Annotated in this window: 16 protein-coding genes; 15 read left to right on the top strand and 1 reads right to left on the bottom strand. The window is 48.8% G+C overall.

What is annotated here, in order from left to right; genetic code table 11:
- The first annotated feature begins 375 nt into the window (after positions 1 to 375).
- From BM254_RS04710 to BM254_RS17650, 12 genes are all read left to right on the top strand, one after another.
- Entirely contained in the window at positions 376 to 1,788 is a 1,413-nt protein-coding gene (locus BM254_RS04710) for a TIGR03013 family XrtA/PEP-CTERM system glycosyltransferase (protein ID WP_091999514.1), read from the top strand.
- Positions 1,789 to 1,847: 59 nt separating this feature from the next.
- The gene (locus BM254_RS04705; RefSeq protein WP_091999512.1) at positions 1,848 to 2,492 is read left to right on the top strand and encodes an XrtA/PEP-CTERM system exopolysaccharide export protein; all 645 of its coding nucleotides are present in this window, start codon (positions 1,848 to 1,850) and stop codon (positions 2,490 to 2,492) included.
- A 56-nt stretch (positions 2,493 to 2,548) separates the two neighbouring features.
- Positions 2,549 to 4,075 (top strand): XrtA system polysaccharide chain length determinant, encoded by a 1,527-nt coding sequence (locus BM254_RS04700; RefSeq protein ID WP_091999509.1) that lies wholly within the window; start codon positions 2,549 to 2,551, stop codon positions 4,073 to 4,075.
- Positions 4,075 to 4,983 (top strand): P-loop NTPase family protein, encoded by a 909-nt coding sequence (locus BM254_RS04695; RefSeq protein WP_245777367.1) that lies wholly within the window; start codon positions 4,075 to 4,077, stop codon positions 4,981 to 4,983. The genes BM254_RS04700 and BM254_RS04695 overlap by 1 nt, the downstream gene beginning before the upstream one ends.
- A gap of 76 nt (positions 4,984 to 5,059) precedes the next feature.
- Complete coding sequence (locus BM254_RS04690; protein ID WP_175497205.1) at positions 5,060 to 6,262, top strand: outer membrane beta-barrel protein; 1,203 nt, start codon at positions 5,060 to 5,062, stop codon at positions 6,260 to 6,262.
- Positions 6,263 to 6,278: 16 nt separating this feature from the next.
- A complete protein-coding gene (locus tag BM254_RS04685; protein WP_091999503.1) occupies positions 6,279 to 7,202 on the top strand; it encodes an XrtA system polysaccharide deacetylase in 924 nt (307 codons plus the stop codon).
- Complete coding sequence (locus BM254_RS04680) at positions 7,196 to 8,353, top strand: glycosyltransferase family 2 protein (protein ID WP_091999501.1); 1,158 nt, start codon at positions 7,196 to 7,198, stop codon at positions 8,351 to 8,353. The genes BM254_RS04685 and BM254_RS04680 overlap by 7 nt, the downstream gene beginning before the upstream one ends.
- A gap of 7 nt (positions 8,354 to 8,360) precedes the next feature.
- Positions 8,361 to 9,500 carry a glycosyltransferase gene (locus BM254_RS04675; protein ID WP_091999498.1) on the top strand — a complete coding sequence of 380 codons (1,140 nt, stop codon included), beginning with the start codon at positions 8,361 to 8,363 and terminating at the stop codon, positions 9,498 to 9,500.
- Complete coding sequence (locus BM254_RS04670) at positions 9,497 to 10,756, top strand: phenylacetate--CoA ligase family protein (protein WP_139227019.1); 1,260 nt, start codon at positions 9,497 to 9,499, stop codon at positions 10,754 to 10,756. The genes BM254_RS04675 and BM254_RS04670 overlap by 4 nt, the downstream gene beginning before the upstream one ends.
- On the top strand, positions 10,756 to 11,913 hold the full coding sequence (locus BM254_RS04665; RefSeq protein ID WP_091999492.1) for a sugar-transfer associated ATP-grasp domain-containing protein: 1,158 nt from the start codon (positions 10,756 to 10,758) through the stop codon (positions 11,911 to 11,913). The genes BM254_RS04670 and BM254_RS04665 overlap by 1 nt, the downstream gene beginning before the upstream one ends.
- A 1-nt stretch (position 11,914) precedes the next feature.
- Positions 11,915 to 12,922: a glycosyltransferase family 4 protein gene (locus tag BM254_RS04660; RefSeq protein ID WP_091999489.1), complete on the top strand. Its 1,008-nt coding sequence runs from the start codon at positions 11,915 to 11,917 to the stop codon at positions 12,920 to 12,922.
- A gap of 10 nt (positions 12,923 to 12,932) precedes the next feature.
- Positions 12,933 to 14,438, top strand: coding sequence for a hypothetical protein (locus BM254_RS17650; RefSeq protein ID WP_139227015.1), 1,506 nt, complete (start codon positions 12,933 to 12,935; stop codon positions 14,436 to 14,438).
- Positions 14,439 to 14,794: 356 nt separating this feature from the next.
- Here BM254_RS17650 and BM254_RS04655 read toward each other — a convergent pair whose 3' ends face one another.
- Positions 14,795 to 15,643 carry an FkbM family methyltransferase gene (locus BM254_RS04655; protein WP_091999486.1) on the bottom strand — a complete coding sequence of 283 codons (849 nt, stop codon included), beginning with the start codon at positions 15,641 to 15,643 and terminating at the stop codon, positions 14,795 to 14,797.
- Between the two features lie 573 nt (positions 15,644 to 16,216).
- Here BM254_RS04655 and BM254_RS04650 point away from each other — a divergent pair.
- The 3 genes from BM254_RS04650 to BM254_RS04640 are packed head-to-tail and all read left to right on the top strand — an operon-like array spanning position 16,217 to position 19,837.
- Positions 16,217 to 17,674: a hypothetical protein gene (locus tag BM254_RS04650; RefSeq protein ID WP_091999484.1), complete on the top strand. Its 1,458-nt coding sequence runs from the start codon at positions 16,217 to 16,219 to the stop codon at positions 17,672 to 17,674.
- Between the two features lie 13 nt (positions 17,675 to 17,687).
- Complete coding sequence (locus BM254_RS04645) at positions 17,688 to 18,710, top strand: polysaccharide deacetylase family protein (protein WP_139227013.1); 1,023 nt, start codon at positions 17,688 to 17,690, stop codon at positions 18,708 to 18,710.
- Entirely contained in the window at positions 18,710 to 19,837 is a 1,128-nt protein-coding gene (locus BM254_RS04640; protein WP_091999479.1) for a glycosyltransferase family 4 protein, read from the top strand. The genes BM254_RS04645 and BM254_RS04640 overlap by 1 nt, the downstream gene beginning before the upstream one ends.
- Positions 19,838 to 19,847 lie beyond the last annotated feature (10 nt).

Below are 19,847 nucleotides of genomic sequence, written 5' to 3'. Positions count from 1 at the left end.
GAGGTGGATTTATAAGTGGCGGAAAAATAAATAAATATTATTTTGGCACGAGCCATGCATCACTTAGTTTTGCCAAAGGCATTTACGTCAGGTAAATGGAGTACTGATATGAAAAGGCTAAAAACTATAATCACAGTCGGGCTTTTGCCTGGCTCATGCTCCTCGGCTCCCGCGTCAACGACTTCGTTACTCTGCGCTAAAGAAAACCGGAAACTTCATCAGAATTCGTATGTCAGTTTTCTTTACACTTGGATAGGTGCATTTTGTTTGCCGGTAATTGCAGGGGCAGGAATATACATTACACTTAAATTCAAGTGACGCTGCAAAAAACGCATTGGATGCGTTTTATTGTTGTGAGCAGCAAAAGGAGTTGACGTGGCCCACGTCAGATTGTTCAAGCACTATTTACATGTTCCGTACGTCATACTTGGCCTCATTGATTTTGTGGTGCTGGGGTTTGCGTTCGCGCTTGCCGTTTTCTTTGTTTACTTCGGCGATCTCCACCTCTTTCTGGAAAACCTGAACCTCCTGCTGCCATCGATCATTGCGTTTTCGGCACTGAACCTTCTGGTGATGGTGGCTATCGGGGTGCAGCAGTCCCGCACGGAAGAGGGCATGTCCGGCATGATGCTTCGTACCATCATGGCGTTGATTGTGAGTATTCCTTTCTGTGGCTTCGTGTACCTGCTTTCGGAGGATTGGCTGTGGTACATCGGCTCCAGCAGTGTCTTGACGACCGGTCCTGTTTTCGGGCTTTTCCTGCTGGGGATTGCGCGCCCGGTATTCTTTGCCGCCGTTGGCAAAGAAGCCTTCAAGCGCAAAGTGCTTGTGCTCGGAGCGGGTTATCGGGCGAGGCAGATCCAGGAAGATCTCAGGACGCCCTTCAACCGGAAGGGATTCATGCTCACCGGTTTTGTCCCAATGCCGGATGAACCTATCGAAATCAGCCAAGAGTATCTGCTGAACATCGCCACCACATTGCACCAGTACATTATCCAGAACCCGGTACATGAGATTGTGGTGGCGGTTGATGATCGCCGTAAGGGCCTGCCTATGGAAGACCTGCTGGAATGCAAAATGGAAGGTGTGCGCATTGTTGATGGCGCAAGCTTCTACGAACGGGAGTCCCGGAAAGTGGCTCTGGAAATGGTTACCCGGGGCTGGCTCGTTTTCTCCGATGGATTTACCGTCTCTTCCGTTTATGGGGTTGGGAAACGTTCACTGGATATTCTGGCGGCAAGCGCCTTGATGGTGGCAACCTCTCCACTGATGCTGCTCACCGCCATCGCCATAAAAATCGAAGACGGTCTATCGGCTCCCGTTTTCTACAGCCAGGAGCGAGTGGGGCTTAACGGCAGCGTGTTCAAGGTGCACAAGTTTCGCTCAATGGTTACCGACGCCGAAAAAAATGGTGCCGTCTGGGCACGCCAGAACGACGCCCGGGTGACCAAAGTGGGAGAGTTTATCCGCAAGGTGCGAATTGACGAGCTGCCCCAGATACTAAATGTACTGAACGGCACCATGGCCTTCGTTGGTCCCCGACCCGAGCGACCGGTGTTCGTGGAGCAGCTTACGGAGAAGATTCCCTTTTACAGTGAACGCCACCGTGTGAAACCGGGTTTGACTGGCTGGGCTCAGCTATGCTTTGCCTACGCAGACAACGAAGAGGACACGAGGGAGAAACTTCGTTATGACCTTTACTACATCAAGAACCAAAGCCTGTTTCTGGATTTGTTGATTATAATTCAGACAGTAGAGGTGGTATTGTTCAAGAAAGGATCAAGATAGTTTCGGGATCAGCTCTCCCCGAGACATGGACAAAAACACGGAATGAGAGAGGTTTGACAATGTCATTGAAGTATTCTTTGCAGGGATTGGTGTTATCCCTGTCTGCGGTAGCGTTTGTTACGGGTTGTGCTGGCCCCCAGCCATCTTCCCAGGAAGCCATCAACGAAGCCCTCAGCCTTCAGACTTCAACCAGCGTAGACGAGTACATACTCGGACCTACCGACGCAATCCAGATCTCTGTCTGGCGTAACGCCGACCTGAGCATCAATGTTCCCGTCAGGCCTGACGGCAGGGTTTCCATGCCCTTGATAGGCGATATCAAAGCCACCGGGAAAACTCCGGAACAGCTTGCCGATGAGATTGAACGGGGCCTGGCAGCTTATATTCGTGAGCCCCAGGTGACCGTAGTCGTGACCTCCATGGGTAGCCATGAATTCAGCGACCGGGTACGGGTAACGGGTGCCGTCAATCAATCCATTTCTGTGCCTCACAGGTCCGGAATGACAGTACTGGACATGGTACTGAGTGCTGGCGGTGCGAATCCGTTTGCGAACCTCAATGATTCCATGCTTTACCGACTGGTTGGCGACAAGGTGGTAGCCATTCCAGTCCGTCTGGACGACATCCTTAACAAGGGTGACGTCTCTACCAACTACCGTATGCGGCCCGGAGATATCCTGACCGTTCCGGAAAGACGTTTTTGAGCTCAACTACACTGTTGTTGAATGCAAATAGCGGAACCGGTTAGCAGGTAAAAGAGATGGCACTTCCGTTCGATAAGATTCCGTCAGAAATGTTCAGGGAGCTGAGGTCACGCAAGTGGCTGGCCTTCCTACTGTTCGTGATTGTCAGTTTTTCTGTACTGGGGGCTGGTTTTATATGGCCTTACAAGTACCAGTCCCAGGTTGTCATTTTTGTAGATGACCAGAACATAATTCGTCCACTGATGGAAGGCAGTGCCGTAACCACGGAGATCAGTGAGCGCACTTCCGCAGCGCGAGAGATGCTCTGGTCCAGGGATGTCATGTCGCGGGTTGCTGATGACACAAACATATTCAGCGAGGGGGCAGACCAACTCTCCGACGAGGCAAGAGAGGAGAGAATCGCGATGCTGCGCGCCAATATGTTCGTGCGCCCACGAGGCGATCGCTATTTCAGTATTGGCTATACCTCCGAGTCACCCATGCAGGCATATCGTATTGCACAGCGACTGGGTCAGGCGTTTATTGCAGAGAATTCGGCAAACAAACGCGAAGAAAGCCGGAACGCCTACAATTTCATCGATAAACAGGTCAAAAACTACGAATCGATCCTCGCCGATGTAGAACAGAAGCTGAAGAATTTTCTCTCGGAGAACGTCGACGGCACGGAAAGCGAAGCGAATTCTCGCATGGCCAGTCTCCGCAGACAGCTGGAATTGGCAGAGCTCGAGCGCACAGAGCTGATGGCGCGAGCACAGTCATTGGCGTCAGACCTGCAGAGTGTGGAACCCATGTTCAGCCAGGGACGTACGGTGGACGCTTACACCCGCAGAATCCGCGAGAAAGAGGCACTCCTCGATGAAATGCGCCTGCAATACCATGACACCTACCCGGACATTGTCATTCTCAAGGAGCAGATTGCAGAGCTGAAAAATCAGAGGGACAGCGCTGCTCAAAGCGGGGAGCTGGCTCAGGCTCCCAGCGGAGGTGAGCAGCTGGTGAATCCTCTTTACCAGGACATCAGTGCAGAAGTCGCCAAAACCCGCGCCAGCATCCGCACCCAGGAATCACGTATCGAGTCGCTCAAGCAGCTGATTGCGGAGCAGGAAAAGCGCATGGAGCGCATCCAGGAGAACAAGGCACAGTACTCCGAACTCACGCGGGATATGGAAGTGAACGAACAGATCTACAATGACCTGCTCAAGCGCCGTGAAAAGGCAAGGGTGTCCATGCATCTGGATATCGAAGGTCAGGGTTTGAATTTCCGCATCATTGAAACTGCGCAATACCCCCTGGCTCCGAGTGGTCCCAAGTTTCCGATGTTTGCCTCAGCGGGCCTGATTCTCGGTGCATTGGCTCCGTTCGGGCTGGCGGCCGGTGCATTGCAGATTGACCCTCGGGTACGGGTCCGGAAACAGCTTGAAGATGGTATTGGTCTGCCGATATTGGAAGAAATTCCAAAGGTACGAACACCTTACGAGAAACGCAAAGACCGCCGTTTGACCGTTTTAGTCGGTATATGCATTGCGCTGGTAATAGCTGCTTATGGTGGTGTCGCCGGTGCTGCTCTGATGGGAGTTATCTGATGACAGAGCATAAACAGGACAGGGAAGAGATGGAGTCTGATACCCGCCCCCGTGATAGTGCATCCCGTGCCGGGGATATCAACGGAAAAGAACGGACAGGTGACCTGCAAAAAAGGGGCGCCGTTCGGGATAGCGGAGACGACCGCGACTTTCCCCAGTGGGATGATTCCCGCATGCTGGTACCGAGCTCGCTGGAGCTGGGTCCCGGCGCTGTCGACAGGTATGTGATCAGCAAACAGATCGTCAAGATGCAGGAGCCTCGTCGTCTCACTCGTGACGACATGGACGAACGGCGAATTATTTATCCGGAGTCACGGGATCGGGAATTGGTCAATCGGTTCCGCCACCTGCGGACAAAACTGCTGGAACTATCCGGTGGCAATAACTTTACGTTGGTGGTCAGCGGGGCCTGTGAAGGAGCCGGAACATCCTTTATGGCCCTCAATCTGGCAGCAGCATTTGCTTTTGACCAATCCAAAACCGCTCTCATAATTGACTGCAATCTGCGTAATCCCACGTTGCACTCCCAGCTCGAACTGGCTTCGGATACAGGACTGACCGATTTCCTTGAAGACTCGGATTACGACATAGGGGGCATCATATACCCCACCGGTATTCCGCGTCTGAGGCTGATCCCGGCCGGTAGCCGGCGTGAAAATCCGGCGGAGTTCTTCACTTCTTTCCGGATGAGGCAGTTTCTGCATGCCATTCGGCGCCGCTATCCGGATCGTTTTATCGTTCTGGACACGGCGCCCATCGCTGATTCGCCCGATGCGCGCATCCTTGGTGAGTTGTGTGACTACTCAATGCTGGTGGTACCGCACGGCAAGATTACTGCGAGCGCCGCGGAAAATGCAGCTCAGGCGTTTGATCCCGAAAAGTTTGTAGGAGCTGTCATCAATGGATGATGTTTACGGATCAGGCAGGAGGCGATGGATTACCGCCATCGCCACTGGATTACTGGTAACAGTAACGGCGCCCACAATGGCAGCGACCAATAGCCTGTCGGGAGGAATCGATAACCGGTTTTCGGACAACGCGCGTCGAGACTCAAGCAATGAAGAGAGTGACCTGGAAACAAGGGTGAATCTGAATTTCCAACACCTGAGCGACCCCGGACAATGCACGTCATTGGTGGACATGGGACTGGGTTACGGCTACTGGCATGACGACGCTTTTGACTCTGAGGTCTACACCCGTGGCATGCTGCGAGGACAGTGCGAGCTGGCCAAAGGTCTGAGCTGGGAGGCCTCCGATACGATCAGTCAGGTCACGAGGGATACCCGAGCGGCGGACACACAAGACAACCTGACTCGCAAAAACGTGTTCCGTACCGGCCCGGTGTACACGCTGGAGTTGACACCGGTCGACCAGATCCAGTTCTCTGCGGCGTACGAAAATACCGAGTTTGAAGAACCGGAAGAAGAAGATAGCGAACGGCTGACAGGAACGGTTGCCTACAACCACAGTTTCAGCCAGACCCTCCAACTTGGTGTTTCCACCAGTGCAGAGCGCACGGAGCTGGACACTGGAGAAGAGCTCGATCGTGAATCCGTCGTTGGCACTTTCAACAAGGTCTGGGCGACAACCCGAGTCAGTGGTTCCCTTGGCGTAAACCGTCTGGAAACAAGGCTGGGCACCCAGGAACTCTCCACCGATGGTGTCACAGGCACCTTAAACCTGGTTCGAGAAATCAGTCCGAACAGCGAATTCACTCTGAATGCCAATCGCAGGTTGACGGATCAGACGTCTACCCTGGGCGTGCAATTCGGGGACTTCAACTTCAATCTCACTCAATCCACCGCTGTGGAAGTGACAGCTGTAAGGATGGGTTACAACAACCGATTCAGTGACGGCTCCACTTTCCTGGGAACGGTATCAGCCAGTCGCAGTGATTATCTGCAAACCGGCGACCGGGAAGAGCTGACCGGGATTGGCGCTCGGTATTCCCGGCCCATATCCGAGTTGCTTTCCTGGTTTCTGGATACCGCATACCAACATCAGCGGTTCGAGGATGAGAGTGCAGAAGATGATCTGGCTTCATTGTCTATGGGACTGGATTACTTGCTGACCAGCCGAATGGACATTCGTGCCGCCATCGGACATCGCCAAAAGAACAGCGATATTGCATCCAGAGAGTACCAGGAGAACTGGGTTGCGGTTTCCCTTAACTACCAATTCTTCTGAGTAGGAGGGCGCACCAATGGACAATGATTCCGGCACCAAGCGGATAGCAAACGCACTCACGATAGATGTAGAGGATTACTTCCAGGTAGCCGCTCTGGCCGAGGCTGTGAACCGCGACGACTGGCACTCCATGGAATACCGGGTGGAGGCCAATACCCATCGGTTGCTGGAACTGCTCGAGCGACATAATACACGGGCCACCTTCTTCACCCTGGGTTGGGTGGCGGAAAAATCGCCCGGGCTGGTCCGCGATATCCAGAAAGCCGGACATGAGATTGCCAGCCACGGCTATAGCCATCAGTTAATCTACAACCAGACTCCAGAAGTATTCAGGGAAGAAACTCGGCGATCAAAGCGGATTCTCGAGGACATAACCGGCGAGCCGGTTACCGGCTATCGCGCTGCCAGCTACTCGATTACCAACCAGTCCCGTTGGGCTCTGGACATACTGGCCGAGGAGGGATTCTTGTGGGACTCATCGATATTTCCGGTACACCACGATCGGTACGGTATGCCGGGAACACCGCGCTGGCCTCACCGGCTCACTACCGATAACGGCTGTGAACTGGCCGAATTCCCTTTGAGTACGCTGAAATTCCCCGGTTACACCCTTCCGATTGCTGGCGGGGGATACTTCCGGCTGTTTCCATACTGGTTCAGTCGCTGGGGGTTGGGCAGCATCAATCGCCAGGGCCGGCCCTTCGTGTTTTATCTCCATCCCTGGGAAGTGGATCCGGGCCAGCCACGTCTGGACGTAAAATGGTTCTCGCGGTTCCGGCACTACAACAACCTAGACGTGTGCGAACAGAGGCTGGAACAGCTGCTGGAACATTTCAGCTTTACCGCCATGGGCGATGTACTAAAAAAACAGCAACTGCTTGAAATGGAATCACCGGCAACCACCGGGTACGAACGAATGGAATCCACATCGCCATGCTAGCCGCACTGTTCTGGCTGTCTTTGTTACTGCTTTTCTATATCTACTTTGGTTACCCGCTCCTGGTGAAAGCGATGGCTTCTTTGTGCTCCATGGCCATAAGGGTCGGCGCTGATCATCAGCCCAGGGTGTCTATCCTGATTGCCGCTTACAACGAGGCAAAGGACATCGAAGCGACGCTTCGGAATAAGGTGGACCTGGATTACCCGGCGGACAAACTGGAAGTCCTCGTTATCTCGGATGAATCTGACGATGGAACAGATGACATCGTACAACGTGTGGCAGCCGAATCCCGTATTCCGATCCGTCTGTTCCGCCAGGAGCCAAGGCAGGGCAAAACCTCAGGACTGAACACGCTGGTGCCAGAAGCCGCTGGCGACATCATCCTGTTCTCGGACGCCAACTCCCAGTGGGACATCCGGGCCGTTAGTAAATTGTGCAGGAATTTCGCGGACGCCGATGTCGGGTACGTTACCGGGAAGATGGTTTATGTAAATAAAGACGGTTCCCTGGTGGGCGATGGTTGCAGCGCCTATATGAAATACGAGAATTGGCTGCGTAAACAGGAAACCCGCATCGGATCCGTGGTTGGCGTGGACGGCGGCATAGACGCCATGCGTAAGTCACTATACCAACTGCTCAAGGCTGACCAGTTGCCCGACTTTGTGCAACCTCTGAAAGTGGTAGAGCAGGGTTATCGGGTCGTATACGAGCCCGAAGCCCTGCTGAAAGAAGAAGCCCTGAGCGACAGCAACAGCGAATTCAGCATGCGGGTACGTGTGAGTCTTCGTGCCCTGTGGGCGCTGAAAGATATGAAGCACCTGATGAATCCGTTGCGGGATCCGGTGTTTGCCTGGCAGCTTGTTTCCCACAAGCTGTTGCGTTACATCGCTTTCGTACCCCTGGTCACTCTCGCCCTGAGTACGTTGTTGCTGGCTCGGTCCCACGGCATTTACATGCTGGCATTTCTCAGCCTGATTGTCTTCGTGGGTCTGGCCTGGACAGGCCATAAGCGGGAAGGACAAGGCCAACCGCTTTCTGTGATCTATTCAATTCCCTATTACTTTCTACTGCTGAATATTGCCTCCTACAAGGCAGTAGGTGCCTTCCTGAAGGGGGAGAAGAAGGTTATCTGGAATCCAAGGAAAGGATAGGTTGTAGATGGGAATCAAGGTATTGCACCTGATTGATAGCGGTGGTCTCTATGGTGCTGAGAAGATGCTGTTGAGTCTAGTTAAGCATCAGATGGAGCAAGGTCTTGAGCCAATGATACTGAGTGCTGGAGCTCCGAATGTTGGTGAGAAGCCTCTTGAGAGAGAGGCTTCTCAAATGGGCTTACCGTTAATCGCTTGGAGAATGAAACCAGGCTTAAACATTGCTGAGAGCGGTGAAATTTTGCAATGGGCTCGAGCGAATGGCTATGACATTCTTCATTCCCATGGTTTTAAATTCAACGTGTTACTTGGTGCTCGTCCGTTGATTGTCCGCCGTATTCCGATGATTGCAACACTGCATGGCTACGTACATGCGAAAAGATTTAGCAAGATGTGGCTTTACGAGCTTTTGGATCGGCTTGCTATAAACTGCCTGCAATTTGTTGTTCTGGTTGGGGAGGCGATGAGGAAAGAGTTGCCCCCTCGGCTTAGAAAGAGCAAAAAAGTCAAAGTCATAGCCAATGGACTCGATTCTGAGACCATCGAACATCATTCGACAATGCGAGTTGATCTAGAAATTCGGGGTTTTGTGGCACGTCATTCCCCTATAGTTCTTGGTGTGGGTCGATTATCAGAAGAAAAAGGCTTTGATCGCCTCATTGATGCGTTTCCGGCTGTCTGTAATGAGTTTGAGAATGCTGGACTAATCTTGGTCGGCGAGGGTAAGCAAAGGGAGGCTCTAGAGATGCGGAAAGGTAAACTGGGGCTCGGGCATCGAGTGTTGATGCCTGGATACTCCAACAACGTTCCCGCTATTCAAAATATCGCTGATTTGATAGTCGTGCCTTCGCGCACTGAGGGCTTGCCAATCACTCTATTAGAGGCGATGGCTTTAGGCTTGCCGGTACTAGCGTCTCCGGTTGGTGAGATTCCGTTCGTTCTTGGTAACGGTGAGGGTGGGTATCTGTTGCCGGAAGACTGCGACTACAGTGAACTTGGCTCGTGCATTGTAAATTCCTTACGTGACAGTCAGCAAAAATCGAAGGTCAATTGGTCTTTGAGAAGGGTCTCGAACCATTACTCAGTCAAGGCTATGGAGAAAAGCTATCGGGAGCTCTATCAGTCTGCGCTTGGAGATCAAGCGTGATGGGAAAGTTGAGATATTTGCTGACCCGTATGTTTTTCTTCTCTATGGGACTAAGAGTTGAAAAATGGCGAAGAGAAGTAGGCTATCTCTGGAGCCTGGGAATTGAAGAGAGAAACTCGGTGCTGGAGCGAATACTTCAGGCCAACAAACCTATTAACGCCGAAGGTGCCGAAGTTACTTCCCTTTCAGAGCTAAAGGGTCCTCCTTCTCTCAATAAAAAACAGTATCAAAGGCTCAACTGCGGTGCAAAGACTACTGCTGCTTTCAAACGAAAAACATCTGGAACCACTGGAGAACCAACGTCGGTTACCTTGTCTCGAGAGGAGCTATCACGAATGCTTGGCGTGCGTGATTACTGCTTCAGGCAGTATGGAGTGCGGGTAGGCGACCGTGAAGCCAGGTTCTGGGGTAGGCCCGAATACAGCTTCAAGAGCAATCTCAAGAACTTTGTCTTGAATCGGAAAGTATGTTTTCCATCAGGAGAACAAGACACCGACTCTTTAGTCAAGACGCTCAATTCGGCACCCGATTATCTCTACGGTTATGCATCGCTTCTTCTTGAAGCTGCTGCGTTGATAGAAAAAAATTCCATCAGTTTCAAACCCCCTAAATGTGTGATCTGTACGGCTGAAACAATACTTCCGGCGCAAAAGGAGTACTTGGAAAGGGTTTTCAATGCACCTGTTGTTGAAGAATACGGAGCTACAGAGTTCGATATCGTTGCTTTCGAGTGTAAGGAAGGGCACCGCCATTTTGTGAACCCGTGGCTCATCATAAGGGAAAGTGAAGACTCGCTTCTTATCACCGATGTCTCAAGGAAATCATCCAGTATAGTGAATTATGAACTAGGGGATACCGGATACATGGATAGCACCGATTGCGGTCTACTAGGCGATTCAATTTACTTGAGAAATCTTACTGGACGGTCAGTAAACCGATTTGTTTATATCGACTCCGAGACAAAATTCCATTCCGTAAATATATCCTATGCTATAAACGATTTTCAAAAGAAAGAGCAAAAAATATTCAGTTTCAAAATTATTCAGGATGAGTACGGTGTAGTCGATTTGTATGTAAGCGTAGAACTTTCCTATTTAAAAGATATATTGAAGAGATATATCGAAGAATATATTAAGGATAGAACGGGTAATAAAGTCGTTATTAATATTTTTGATAACAAGCAACTAAACGGTTATACAGGTAAATCCTATTTTATTCAGAATATATGTATGTCTAACGGGGCTACGGCATCATAATGAAGATTGATCTCGAACTCATCTCTGACAAGCTAAAGCGGCAAACAACATACGGCGTAGAAAGTGCAATTCCTTATATTCGTCGCTTCCTCCGGTTCTTGGCTTTGCCTTATTGTTTCTCAAAGGTTAACTGGAACGAATGCACCAAAAGCAAAACTCAGGTTGCTTGTGATTTCCTATATATCTTTTTTCAACTGAAGTACTACCCTGACAATTACTCCCCTTGTCGTTTGTGGGAGAAGTCCAGGTCAGAGTGGTCGTACTATTATGGATCTAACTATGACCCCTACCAGCGTAGGCAGCTAAAAAAAAGTGTGCAGCCGACTGTCTACGAGATCGTGTTTCGGGATAAAGTTATCGCTGAAATGCTTTGTAAGGCAAGGAATATCAGGACGCCTGAAATAATTAGGATCTTAAAAGAAGGCGAGATCTTGGAGAAAGCTGTTAAAGAATTTGACGAACAGAACATGAAGTATCTGATCTTCAAGCCAAGGTCAGGTAAGGGTGGAGGGGGGATAACCTGCACGCAAATTAAGGACGGAACAGTTGATGCCATTCAGAAAGGAATTCTAGTTCCGCTTAGCGGAGTAAGAGCCGAGAGTGAGTTGATTGTACAAGAGTTTATTATTCAACACAGAGATTTGAGCAGAATCTCAAAATCGACGAACACAATTAGAGTTGTAACTATCCTCAGAAAAAATGGCGATATTATAATAGTCGGTACCTATGCACGGTTTGGTGTTGGAGATAGCAAGGTTGATAACTTGAGCCAGGGAGGCATATGCGTGTCAGTGGATATGGACAGTGGAAAGCTTGTGGAAACGGGATTTGACCGTATGAGCCAGGTATTTACACACCACCCAACTTCTAGAGTACCGTTCCATGGCTACCAGATACCAAAGTGGGAAGACGTTATTTCCTTAGCCAAAAAGGTCCAGAGTGCCTTCGATTTCTATCCACTTCTTGGTATGGACATTGCTATAACCGAAGAAGGGCCGGCCGTAATCGAGATCAATTCGGGGTATGACAACGTAGATCTTGAGCAAGCAACGGGGCCCATTCTAAAAAATCCTGATGTATATGCGACGTTTAAAGAGTATGACCTACTGATAAATCGGCATCAAAAGAATCTCCATTTCAAGGAACAAGGTTATTAACGTGAGTCAAAAGATATGCTGGGTTAGTTGGGAAAATCATCGCCGATCCATCGAACTGTCCAGAGAACTGGGTGCTGACTACCGGTTTATAAAATCGAATGAGACCTTCATTCTGAGGCATTTGCTTAAGACACTGAAAACAGTATCGGTGATCTATAAATATAGGAATGGACTGGTAGTGGTTCAGAACCCAAGCCGTATTCTTGCCGCAGTGGCTGCATTGATGAAGTTAATTTTTGGTTTTCCACTGATTGTAGACAGGCATACTAACTTCCGGTTAGGGAAGGGGATCAGCCTGAATCCGGCAACCTGGTTCGTGATGCTGTGCAGTGAATTCAGTCTAAGAGTGGCGGACCTGACAATTGTGACTAATGATTTTCTCAAAGAACTCGTTGAGAGTAAGGGAGGAAGAGCTCTTGTTTTGCATGACAAGATCCCAAACGTTAACGGCTGCCAAGAGAAACTTGATTTGCCAGTAGGTACTAATGTGCTTTATGTTTGCACCTATGCTCGAGATGAGCCGTTCAATGAGGTGATCTCCGCAGCGAAACAGCTACCTCTCGATTGTCATATTCACATCACAGGTGATTATCGCAAAGTTGGTCTCAAGCCCGAATCACCGGATTTACCAAAGAATATTCATTTGCTTGGATTTGTTTCAAGCGAGGACTACGATGCTTACCTCTTTTCTTGCGACGTTGTTCTCGTTCTCACCACATCTGAGTGGGTAATCCTTTGCGGTGGCTATGAGGCTGTTGCCGCCAGGAAACCCCTGATTACCTCTAATACAAAAGCACTCCGGGAATTTTTCAAAGGCAAAGCATGTCATACTAATCCGAATGCACAAGCAATCTCGGACGCAGTAAAAACCGTCAGTGAAAATATGAATGCTCACACTCAGAAAATCCGGGATTTTTCACAACTGGAGAACAAAATATGGGAGAAACAATGGTCAGAATTTGTTTCAAAACTGACTGTATTATATAACTCTTGCCCAAGTGTTGAATAGGGAGGTTCATATGCAGGAAATCACTGTGAGTGTTCATGAAAATGAAATACTTCCAAAGTTATGCTGGGTGTTGGAATATAAACCGGGCTCTCAAACGGCAGAAATAAATGTGGGAAGTTGTGTAGAAATCTTCCGAGACTCAATGGTCGAGGGATGCTGGGACGGAGAATTTAGTGAGCATGAGTTTGAGAATGCGAATCTGTTTGGGTCTGCAATACGTTGGCGAAAAAATAAGATACAGATTTGGGGCTCCATTAGTCTCACCGACCGAATATGTTATGCCATTGATTCTGGTACGCTAATTTTCAGTAATAGCCTATTTGCTGTTATGGCTAAAATTGATGCTCGGTTTGATAGTTCGGTTAATTATTATAGAGTAAGTTATGCGCCTCTTGCAGGGATCGCTACATATCCCACTCGGATTCCGGTAGATCACAAAACGATAAGAGAGGTACACCAGTTATTTCATCAGGACGTTGAGGTTGGAATAGGCGGGGAACTGCGAATATTATGTAAAACTGAAGCGGAAAACTTCTCAAGCTTTAAAGACTATGAAAAGCGTGTTAGTAATGTGGTATCTAAAATCGTTAAAAATATTGGAAGCGAAGAGCGCCAATATCCTGTTATACCTTATGTAACATTATCCTCTGGATACGATTCTACTGCAGTTGCAGCACTTGCAAAGGATGCAGGCGTATCTCGAGCTCTTTTGTGCACCAAACCGAGGTCGATTTTTTTTGACCTATTTGGAGACCGTTTTGTTGACGATGGGACTAAAGCAGGGGAAGCTTTAAATCTCAGTATTGAATATGTGAATGCGCGTGATTATGAGGTTGATGAGGACGAGATTTTATATGTCGCGCCATCCTCTTCAACGCCTGAAGTCTCGTTTTTACCAATGGCAAAATATCTTGAGCAACAAAACACACTTTCAGCAGTGTTCACCGGTAATTATGGTGGAATTGTATGGGATAAAAATATCGGCGAAAAATACGTCAATGACTCGTTGATTCGAAGCGATATGGCAGGAATTAATGTTTCAGAGGCTAGGTTAAAAACTGGGTTTTTCAATGTTTCGATACCTTTCTGTTTTGCCCGTTCCATGGAATCTATTATTGCTATTGGTCGAAGTGAAGAGATGTCTGATTGGTCAATTGGTGGGAATTATGATCGTCCAATAGCGAGACGGATTGCTGAGGAAAGGGGCATTCCAAGGGAGGCATTTGGGCTAAGAAAAAGAGCCATTATAGATAGGTACGCTGAGCCAAGAAATAGTATCTTAGCTGATGACTTCCGATCTTTCATGAAGTTACAACGAGGTAGCGCGCTTCCTCCTTTCTTCTTTTTGAAGTGGCGGTATTTTCTTTCGTCAACAGTTGGCAGAAGAATAAAACTCCTGACTGTTGCGAGCAGATCTTATAACGATTTGTCATACTGGATGTGGTTTTGGGCGGCTTCAAGGTGTATTGATTGCTATAAAAAAATGATTGGCAACAGTAAGAGATACGGTGATTAAAGTCTTGGTGTGAGTATGTTATTTGTTAAGTTGGATGTTATAATGAACCGGTAATGGTTGGCTACATAGTGGAGGGAAGTATAGAAGCAGTCAAAGGCTACGCTTTGGTCTCTCCTTATAGATGATAGTGTTTACGGTCGTTTCTTTTCCTGAATTGGATTGGGAAAAGTTGCTTCGGAATTTGTAATCAATGCATCTGGTATTTTCAAATAAGTGCGGTCGCGTTTTGTGTCTTTTTGTAATAGCAATTAAGCGTTAGAGAGATTGTTTTCGCCACCGGCATAAATTTCGACAGGTATTATAGAATTCGGAGCCCCTACTTTTGAAAGGCGTACGGACGCTCGAGAATAGATTGTTTATGCATGTTTAATCATAAGTTCGGCGTAGATATCACAATTTTTTCGGTCTACCTGTTCTATTGACTTCCAGCGGCCTTTATGTTTCGCCTTGAGAGAATATCCCAAGTTCTCGAGCCGGGATATCAACTCTTCAGAGGATGTTCCAAAGCGAATCAGGTGCGAATCGACGCATTCTACAAAGAGACAGCGCGGTGGCCGAGTTCGAAAAATCTCTGAGAGACCATTGATAACCTCTAACTCCGCACCTTCGACATCGATTTTTATGATGTCGAAGTAATCAAGCCCAGTTGTTTTTCTAACGAAGTCAAATGTTTTGACCTCAACGTGCTCAAATTTATCGTGTTTTGAAGGGTCGTCTGGCTTCAATGTTGCGGCCCCGTCGTTGTTTCGTGCAACATCATATATCGTGGCGGTGCATTCTTCGCTCCCCAGAGCACAGCCCAGAACGCATATATTGCTAACCTGGTTGCTATCTATGTTATGCATCAGTCTTTTGCGAACCTTCGACTGCGGTTCGATCGCAACAACCTGTCCTTCTTCTTGCACGAGTGTGCTAAACACAAGTGAGTGGACCCCAATATTTGCGCCTACGTCCAGGACTCGATCACCCGGTCTTGTCACTTCCGTGATTTTTCTAAGAATCTGTTCTTCGAAACTGCCTCGATAGAAAAGGTATCGGCCGATTTCACTGTTGGGATCATAGGTAATCCATAGTGGGAAACCCCTCAAGCGGGTTGTGGCTATGTTTCGGTCTAGCTCGGTTGGTTTTAATGAATACAGTAAGCGGACGTGGCCAAATGGGAACGGCCAAGTACGCATCACTACCCATGTGAAAAAGTTTCTCATATTTGTCCCCTTGAAATGATGAAAAATATAGGAATTTCAGACTATTAAGTTTATTTTGAAGGGCAAGTCAGTGGCCGATGGGTTTCGATTAACGTACCCAAATTTCGAACAAGCTGTCACCATGCTGATAATTTCCCAATGAAACTTCTGAGTCGGAACGCTTCGAATTGTAAACATCAAGTTATCCACCTCTTCGACGCCTCTTGAATAATAGTCTAAATTCTTTGTACAGAGGCGGGACGTCAAAAAAATTCAACCTTTAAGTTTTAGTATGTTGCTGTATGCACTCCTAAAATCGGTGCATAGGAAACTAGGACTCTCCGGCCTAAAATAAGGTGAACTTGCATCGGTTTGAAACCGAGCGTCACGGATAGTTGGGGGGCTCAGGGTTAGAACCCGGTGTCTTCATAGCCTTAAGGGTCTTTAACTGGCAAACACCTGGTGCCGAAGCTAGAGTTGTGATTCAGTATTTCGTAATGTTTTATTTTGCAAAATGTGAATCCACTGCTCGTTGTTACAACATTGCTTAGTCGAGAATGGGCTGAGCTGTCCCATTCGCATAGAGGTTGTCTCATGTTCCCTGTTCGTCTGAAAAAAAATCGTCACTTATCGTACCTTTCGCTCACTCTCATTTTTTCAACTTTTCAGGCCGTTGCTGCGCCGAACATAAATAATATCAGTAAATTAGAAGTATCTGACGGTGAGAAAGGGGATTTAATCCGTGTTCAAGGCACTGGTTTCAACGAAAAGCCAAACGGGCCGGCGGTCCTCTATGACCACGGAGATATCGCTTGGGAGCACGGTAAGCTTAATAATCACCATGAAAGTTTCGAGGATATGCAGTTGATTCAGCGTGGTGATGTGGATCCCGAAACCCTTTGGGCTAAGCCCAGTTTGCCTGATGAGAGAAACACTGGGGTTTTGCTTGTAAAAAGCAGGAGCAGTAGGTTCGGAGCTGGGGGTTCGCACTACTATGCGAGCGGGAACAGTAATTTCCTTGGTTGGCCGACGGCTCACGGTGGAAAGGAGGTAAACTCGAACTCCAGATCAATGTATGCCGCATTCTGGATGAAAATTCCTTTTGATCCGAACTATTTTTATGCCATACCCGCAGACGCCAATTCCTCCAGGTTCATTGAGGGGATGGATGGGGAATACGGTGAACGAATTCAGGTTGAGGGTGAGTCCGGGTATGGCCGGATCATTTCCTATGAACCGGATCTGGGTTCGTTACCCTATGGGTGGATTTTTCTGGAGCCGCCAAGAGGGCTTGAAGGTAGTTTGAAAGGTAAGAGAATTACAGGCGTGACATCTGATGCTGTGATTGTGTTCCCGGAGGCGCCCTCGCTGGCTAAGTTTGATGAGGTGGGGTACATAACGCCTGGCGGTAAATATGCGAGGTTTTGGTCGGATGAGGGAGGGGAGGGATATCGCTTCTCTATGGGAACTGCTGGAGTTCCAGGGACAGGAGGGTCGCTCTGGGCGAATAACTTTGGAAGTCTTTCACCTACTCCAGGGAAATGGAACTTTTTTGAGGTAGCGCTTAATGTCGGCGATGCGGCGCGCGGAATTAAGCCGTCATTGCGTGCAAGTATTAACGGCAAAACCTTTGTTGAAAGTACTGATGAGTGGGTCGACCAGATGATCGCTCGCACGGAAGAGAGAGGGCTTGGCGAGGAGAGTGCTGTAACGATTGCTCTGCTAGGCATCGGTGATTTCCGTACAGTCCCCTTCAGCTTCGATTTGGATGACATCTACCTGGACGATTCGTTACAGCGGGTGATGGTTTGCTCTGCAGCTTCAATCAGAGCCGTCTACTATGGCGAAGGTACCTGTGAAGTTCAGCACATTGAGTCCTGGGACGGAACCTCAATTGAGTTTAATCTTTATCGCGGGGCTCTGACGGAACCTGCAGAGGAGCTCTATCTTTACGTCTTTGATGAGAGGGGCGTTCCCAATAGCAATGGATTTTCACTTTCTGGTATCGCGGGGAACGTTCCTAGCCCTCCCTCATCAATCGACGTTGACTGATAATGGTGAATGAGTGAGTTCTTTTTCCTCTTTTGTAAAGCTGGGATTTAACTATGGAGGAGCCTGGTTGGCTCAAAGACTCACAACGGATTATCCGCGGATTTTGATGTACCACCGTTTTTATCGGAGTGATGATAATGGTGGGGTGTCTGCGGATTTGTTTGAGCGCCAGGTCGCCACTCTTAGTCGATCATGCGAATGCTTAACTGTCACGGAGCTGGTAGAGCGGCGATTGAACGGCTCCAGGGCGTCAAAGGGGCGGCCAGTGGCTTGCATCACCGTCGATGACGGTTACTCGGATTTTTACGAAGTTGCTTTTCCGATACTGCGTAAGTATCAGGTACCTGCTACCTTTTATGTAAGCACTGGATTCGTTGATGGGAGTTGTTGGCTTTGGTATGACCGCTTGAAATGGATTGTTGCTCAGAACGTCAGTGTGCCGGTCGATTTTGGCGATTATCATTTCGAGGTTGATCAGTGGAACCGCGATAAATCCGGGACCTGGGGCACGCTTGTTAGCAAACTGTTGAGAGTTGATGGGAAAAGCATCGAGCTGCAGTTGGCTGAATTGGCGCGGAAAGTTGGTGTCGTTGTCCCGGAGGGTGCTCCATCCGGTTTTAAGGCGGTTTCCTGGCCGCAGCTTCGTGAATTACACAAAGCGGGCATTGAAATCGGTGCGCACACCGTAAACCACTACAGCCTGGGTCGTTTGGATCAAAGCGACGCCGAAGAGGAAGTTCGGCGCTGTCGTGAACGGCTTAAAGAGGAAATAGGAGCAGAGCCAAAGGCGTTTTGTTACCCCAATGGTCAGCCTGCCGATGTTCCTGAGAACTACGTGGATCTGCTCAGGAACACGGGCTTCAGTTCAAGCGTCGTTGCCTACTATGATCGCAAGGGCCCTGCAGACACTTTTGCCTTAAGGAGGCATGGAGTTGGAAATAGCTGGTATGAATTCCAGAAGACTGTAGCAGGTATCGACCGCTTGGGAGCGGTGTTATTAAATCGGAACAATGTGTTCGATTGGGGAAGTAATTGATGCCAGAGCCAAGGATTGCAGGTGTGATGCAAGGACTCGCATTCCAACAGCGCAAGGGGTCCGCTTTCTATAATCTTTTTCAGCAGTTGGACGAATCGGATAACCTGAGCGGTATTGTTGATGTCGGAATTCCTCGGTGGCTGAGGCGCGCACTGAGACTAAAAAATGGAGCGCTTGACCGGGTGAGGTGGAATGCAAAGGACCAGTTGGACCCGGTCCGATTTAATCTGATGAGCCGGAGAGCTGTTAGGGGACTCGAGTGTTTTGAGGGTGATTTCAATGCTCTTCTTCAAATCGGGTCCAACCTGGATCTGAACAGTTTCCATCAGCCAAGAGCAATCCCGGCATTTTCCTTCCACGATAATAATGTTTATGCGTATGTGCGCTCACTTCCGAAAGGCCTCTTACCAGCCGAGCGCATCCAAAGAGCCATAGACTTCGAGAAAAGAGTCTATGACGGTCTCTCAGGTATTTTTACAATGAGCCGGACCTTGGCTCGTTCTTTCGTAGAGGATTTTGGTCTCTCGGAAGACAAGGTTCATTACGCGGGTTTTGGTAGCCCATTCGCGGCCAAGTCTCTAGAGGGAAAAGATTACGACCAGCAGCGCATTCTTTTTGTCGCTTCCCACTCCTTTGAGCGAAAGGGAGGGGTGGTACTACTGGAAGCCTTCCGCCAGGTCAAAAAACAATTTCCGCGGGCACGCTTGGTTATGGTTGGCAAGGAATGGAACATTGATGAAAACGGTGTAGAGGTTCATGGTTTTCTGAATAAAGGAGACCCCGATGATTTAGAAAAGTATCGAGAGTTATTCAAAAATGCATCGTTGTTTGTGATGCCCTCTTATACCGAGGCATTCGGTGAGGTGTTTATAGAGGCAATGTCCCATGGGGTGCCTTGCATTGGTGCCAATAGTGGTGTGATGCCGGAAATCGTCCGTGACAATCATGCGGGGACTGTCGTGGGTGCCGGAAATCACACTGAACTCGCTGAAACCATACTTAGTTATCTGTCCAATCCCACAGCTTTGCGTGAGATGGGAGAAGCAGGCCAGCGTGCGGTAGAGAATGAATATAACTGGCAAAATGTTACGGGTCGCATTAATGGTGTCATAGAGAGATATATCTGATCTAATGATG

Origin of the sequence: Marinobacter pelagius (assembly GCF_900114925.1) — a bacterium.
In the GTDB taxonomy this organism is placed as follows: domain Bacteria; phylum Pseudomonadota; class Gammaproteobacteria; order Pseudomonadales; family Oleiphilaceae; genus Marinobacter; species Marinobacter pelagius.
Note: the sequence above shows the minus strand (reverse complement) of the source record. Positions and strands in the feature narration are given on the sequence as shown.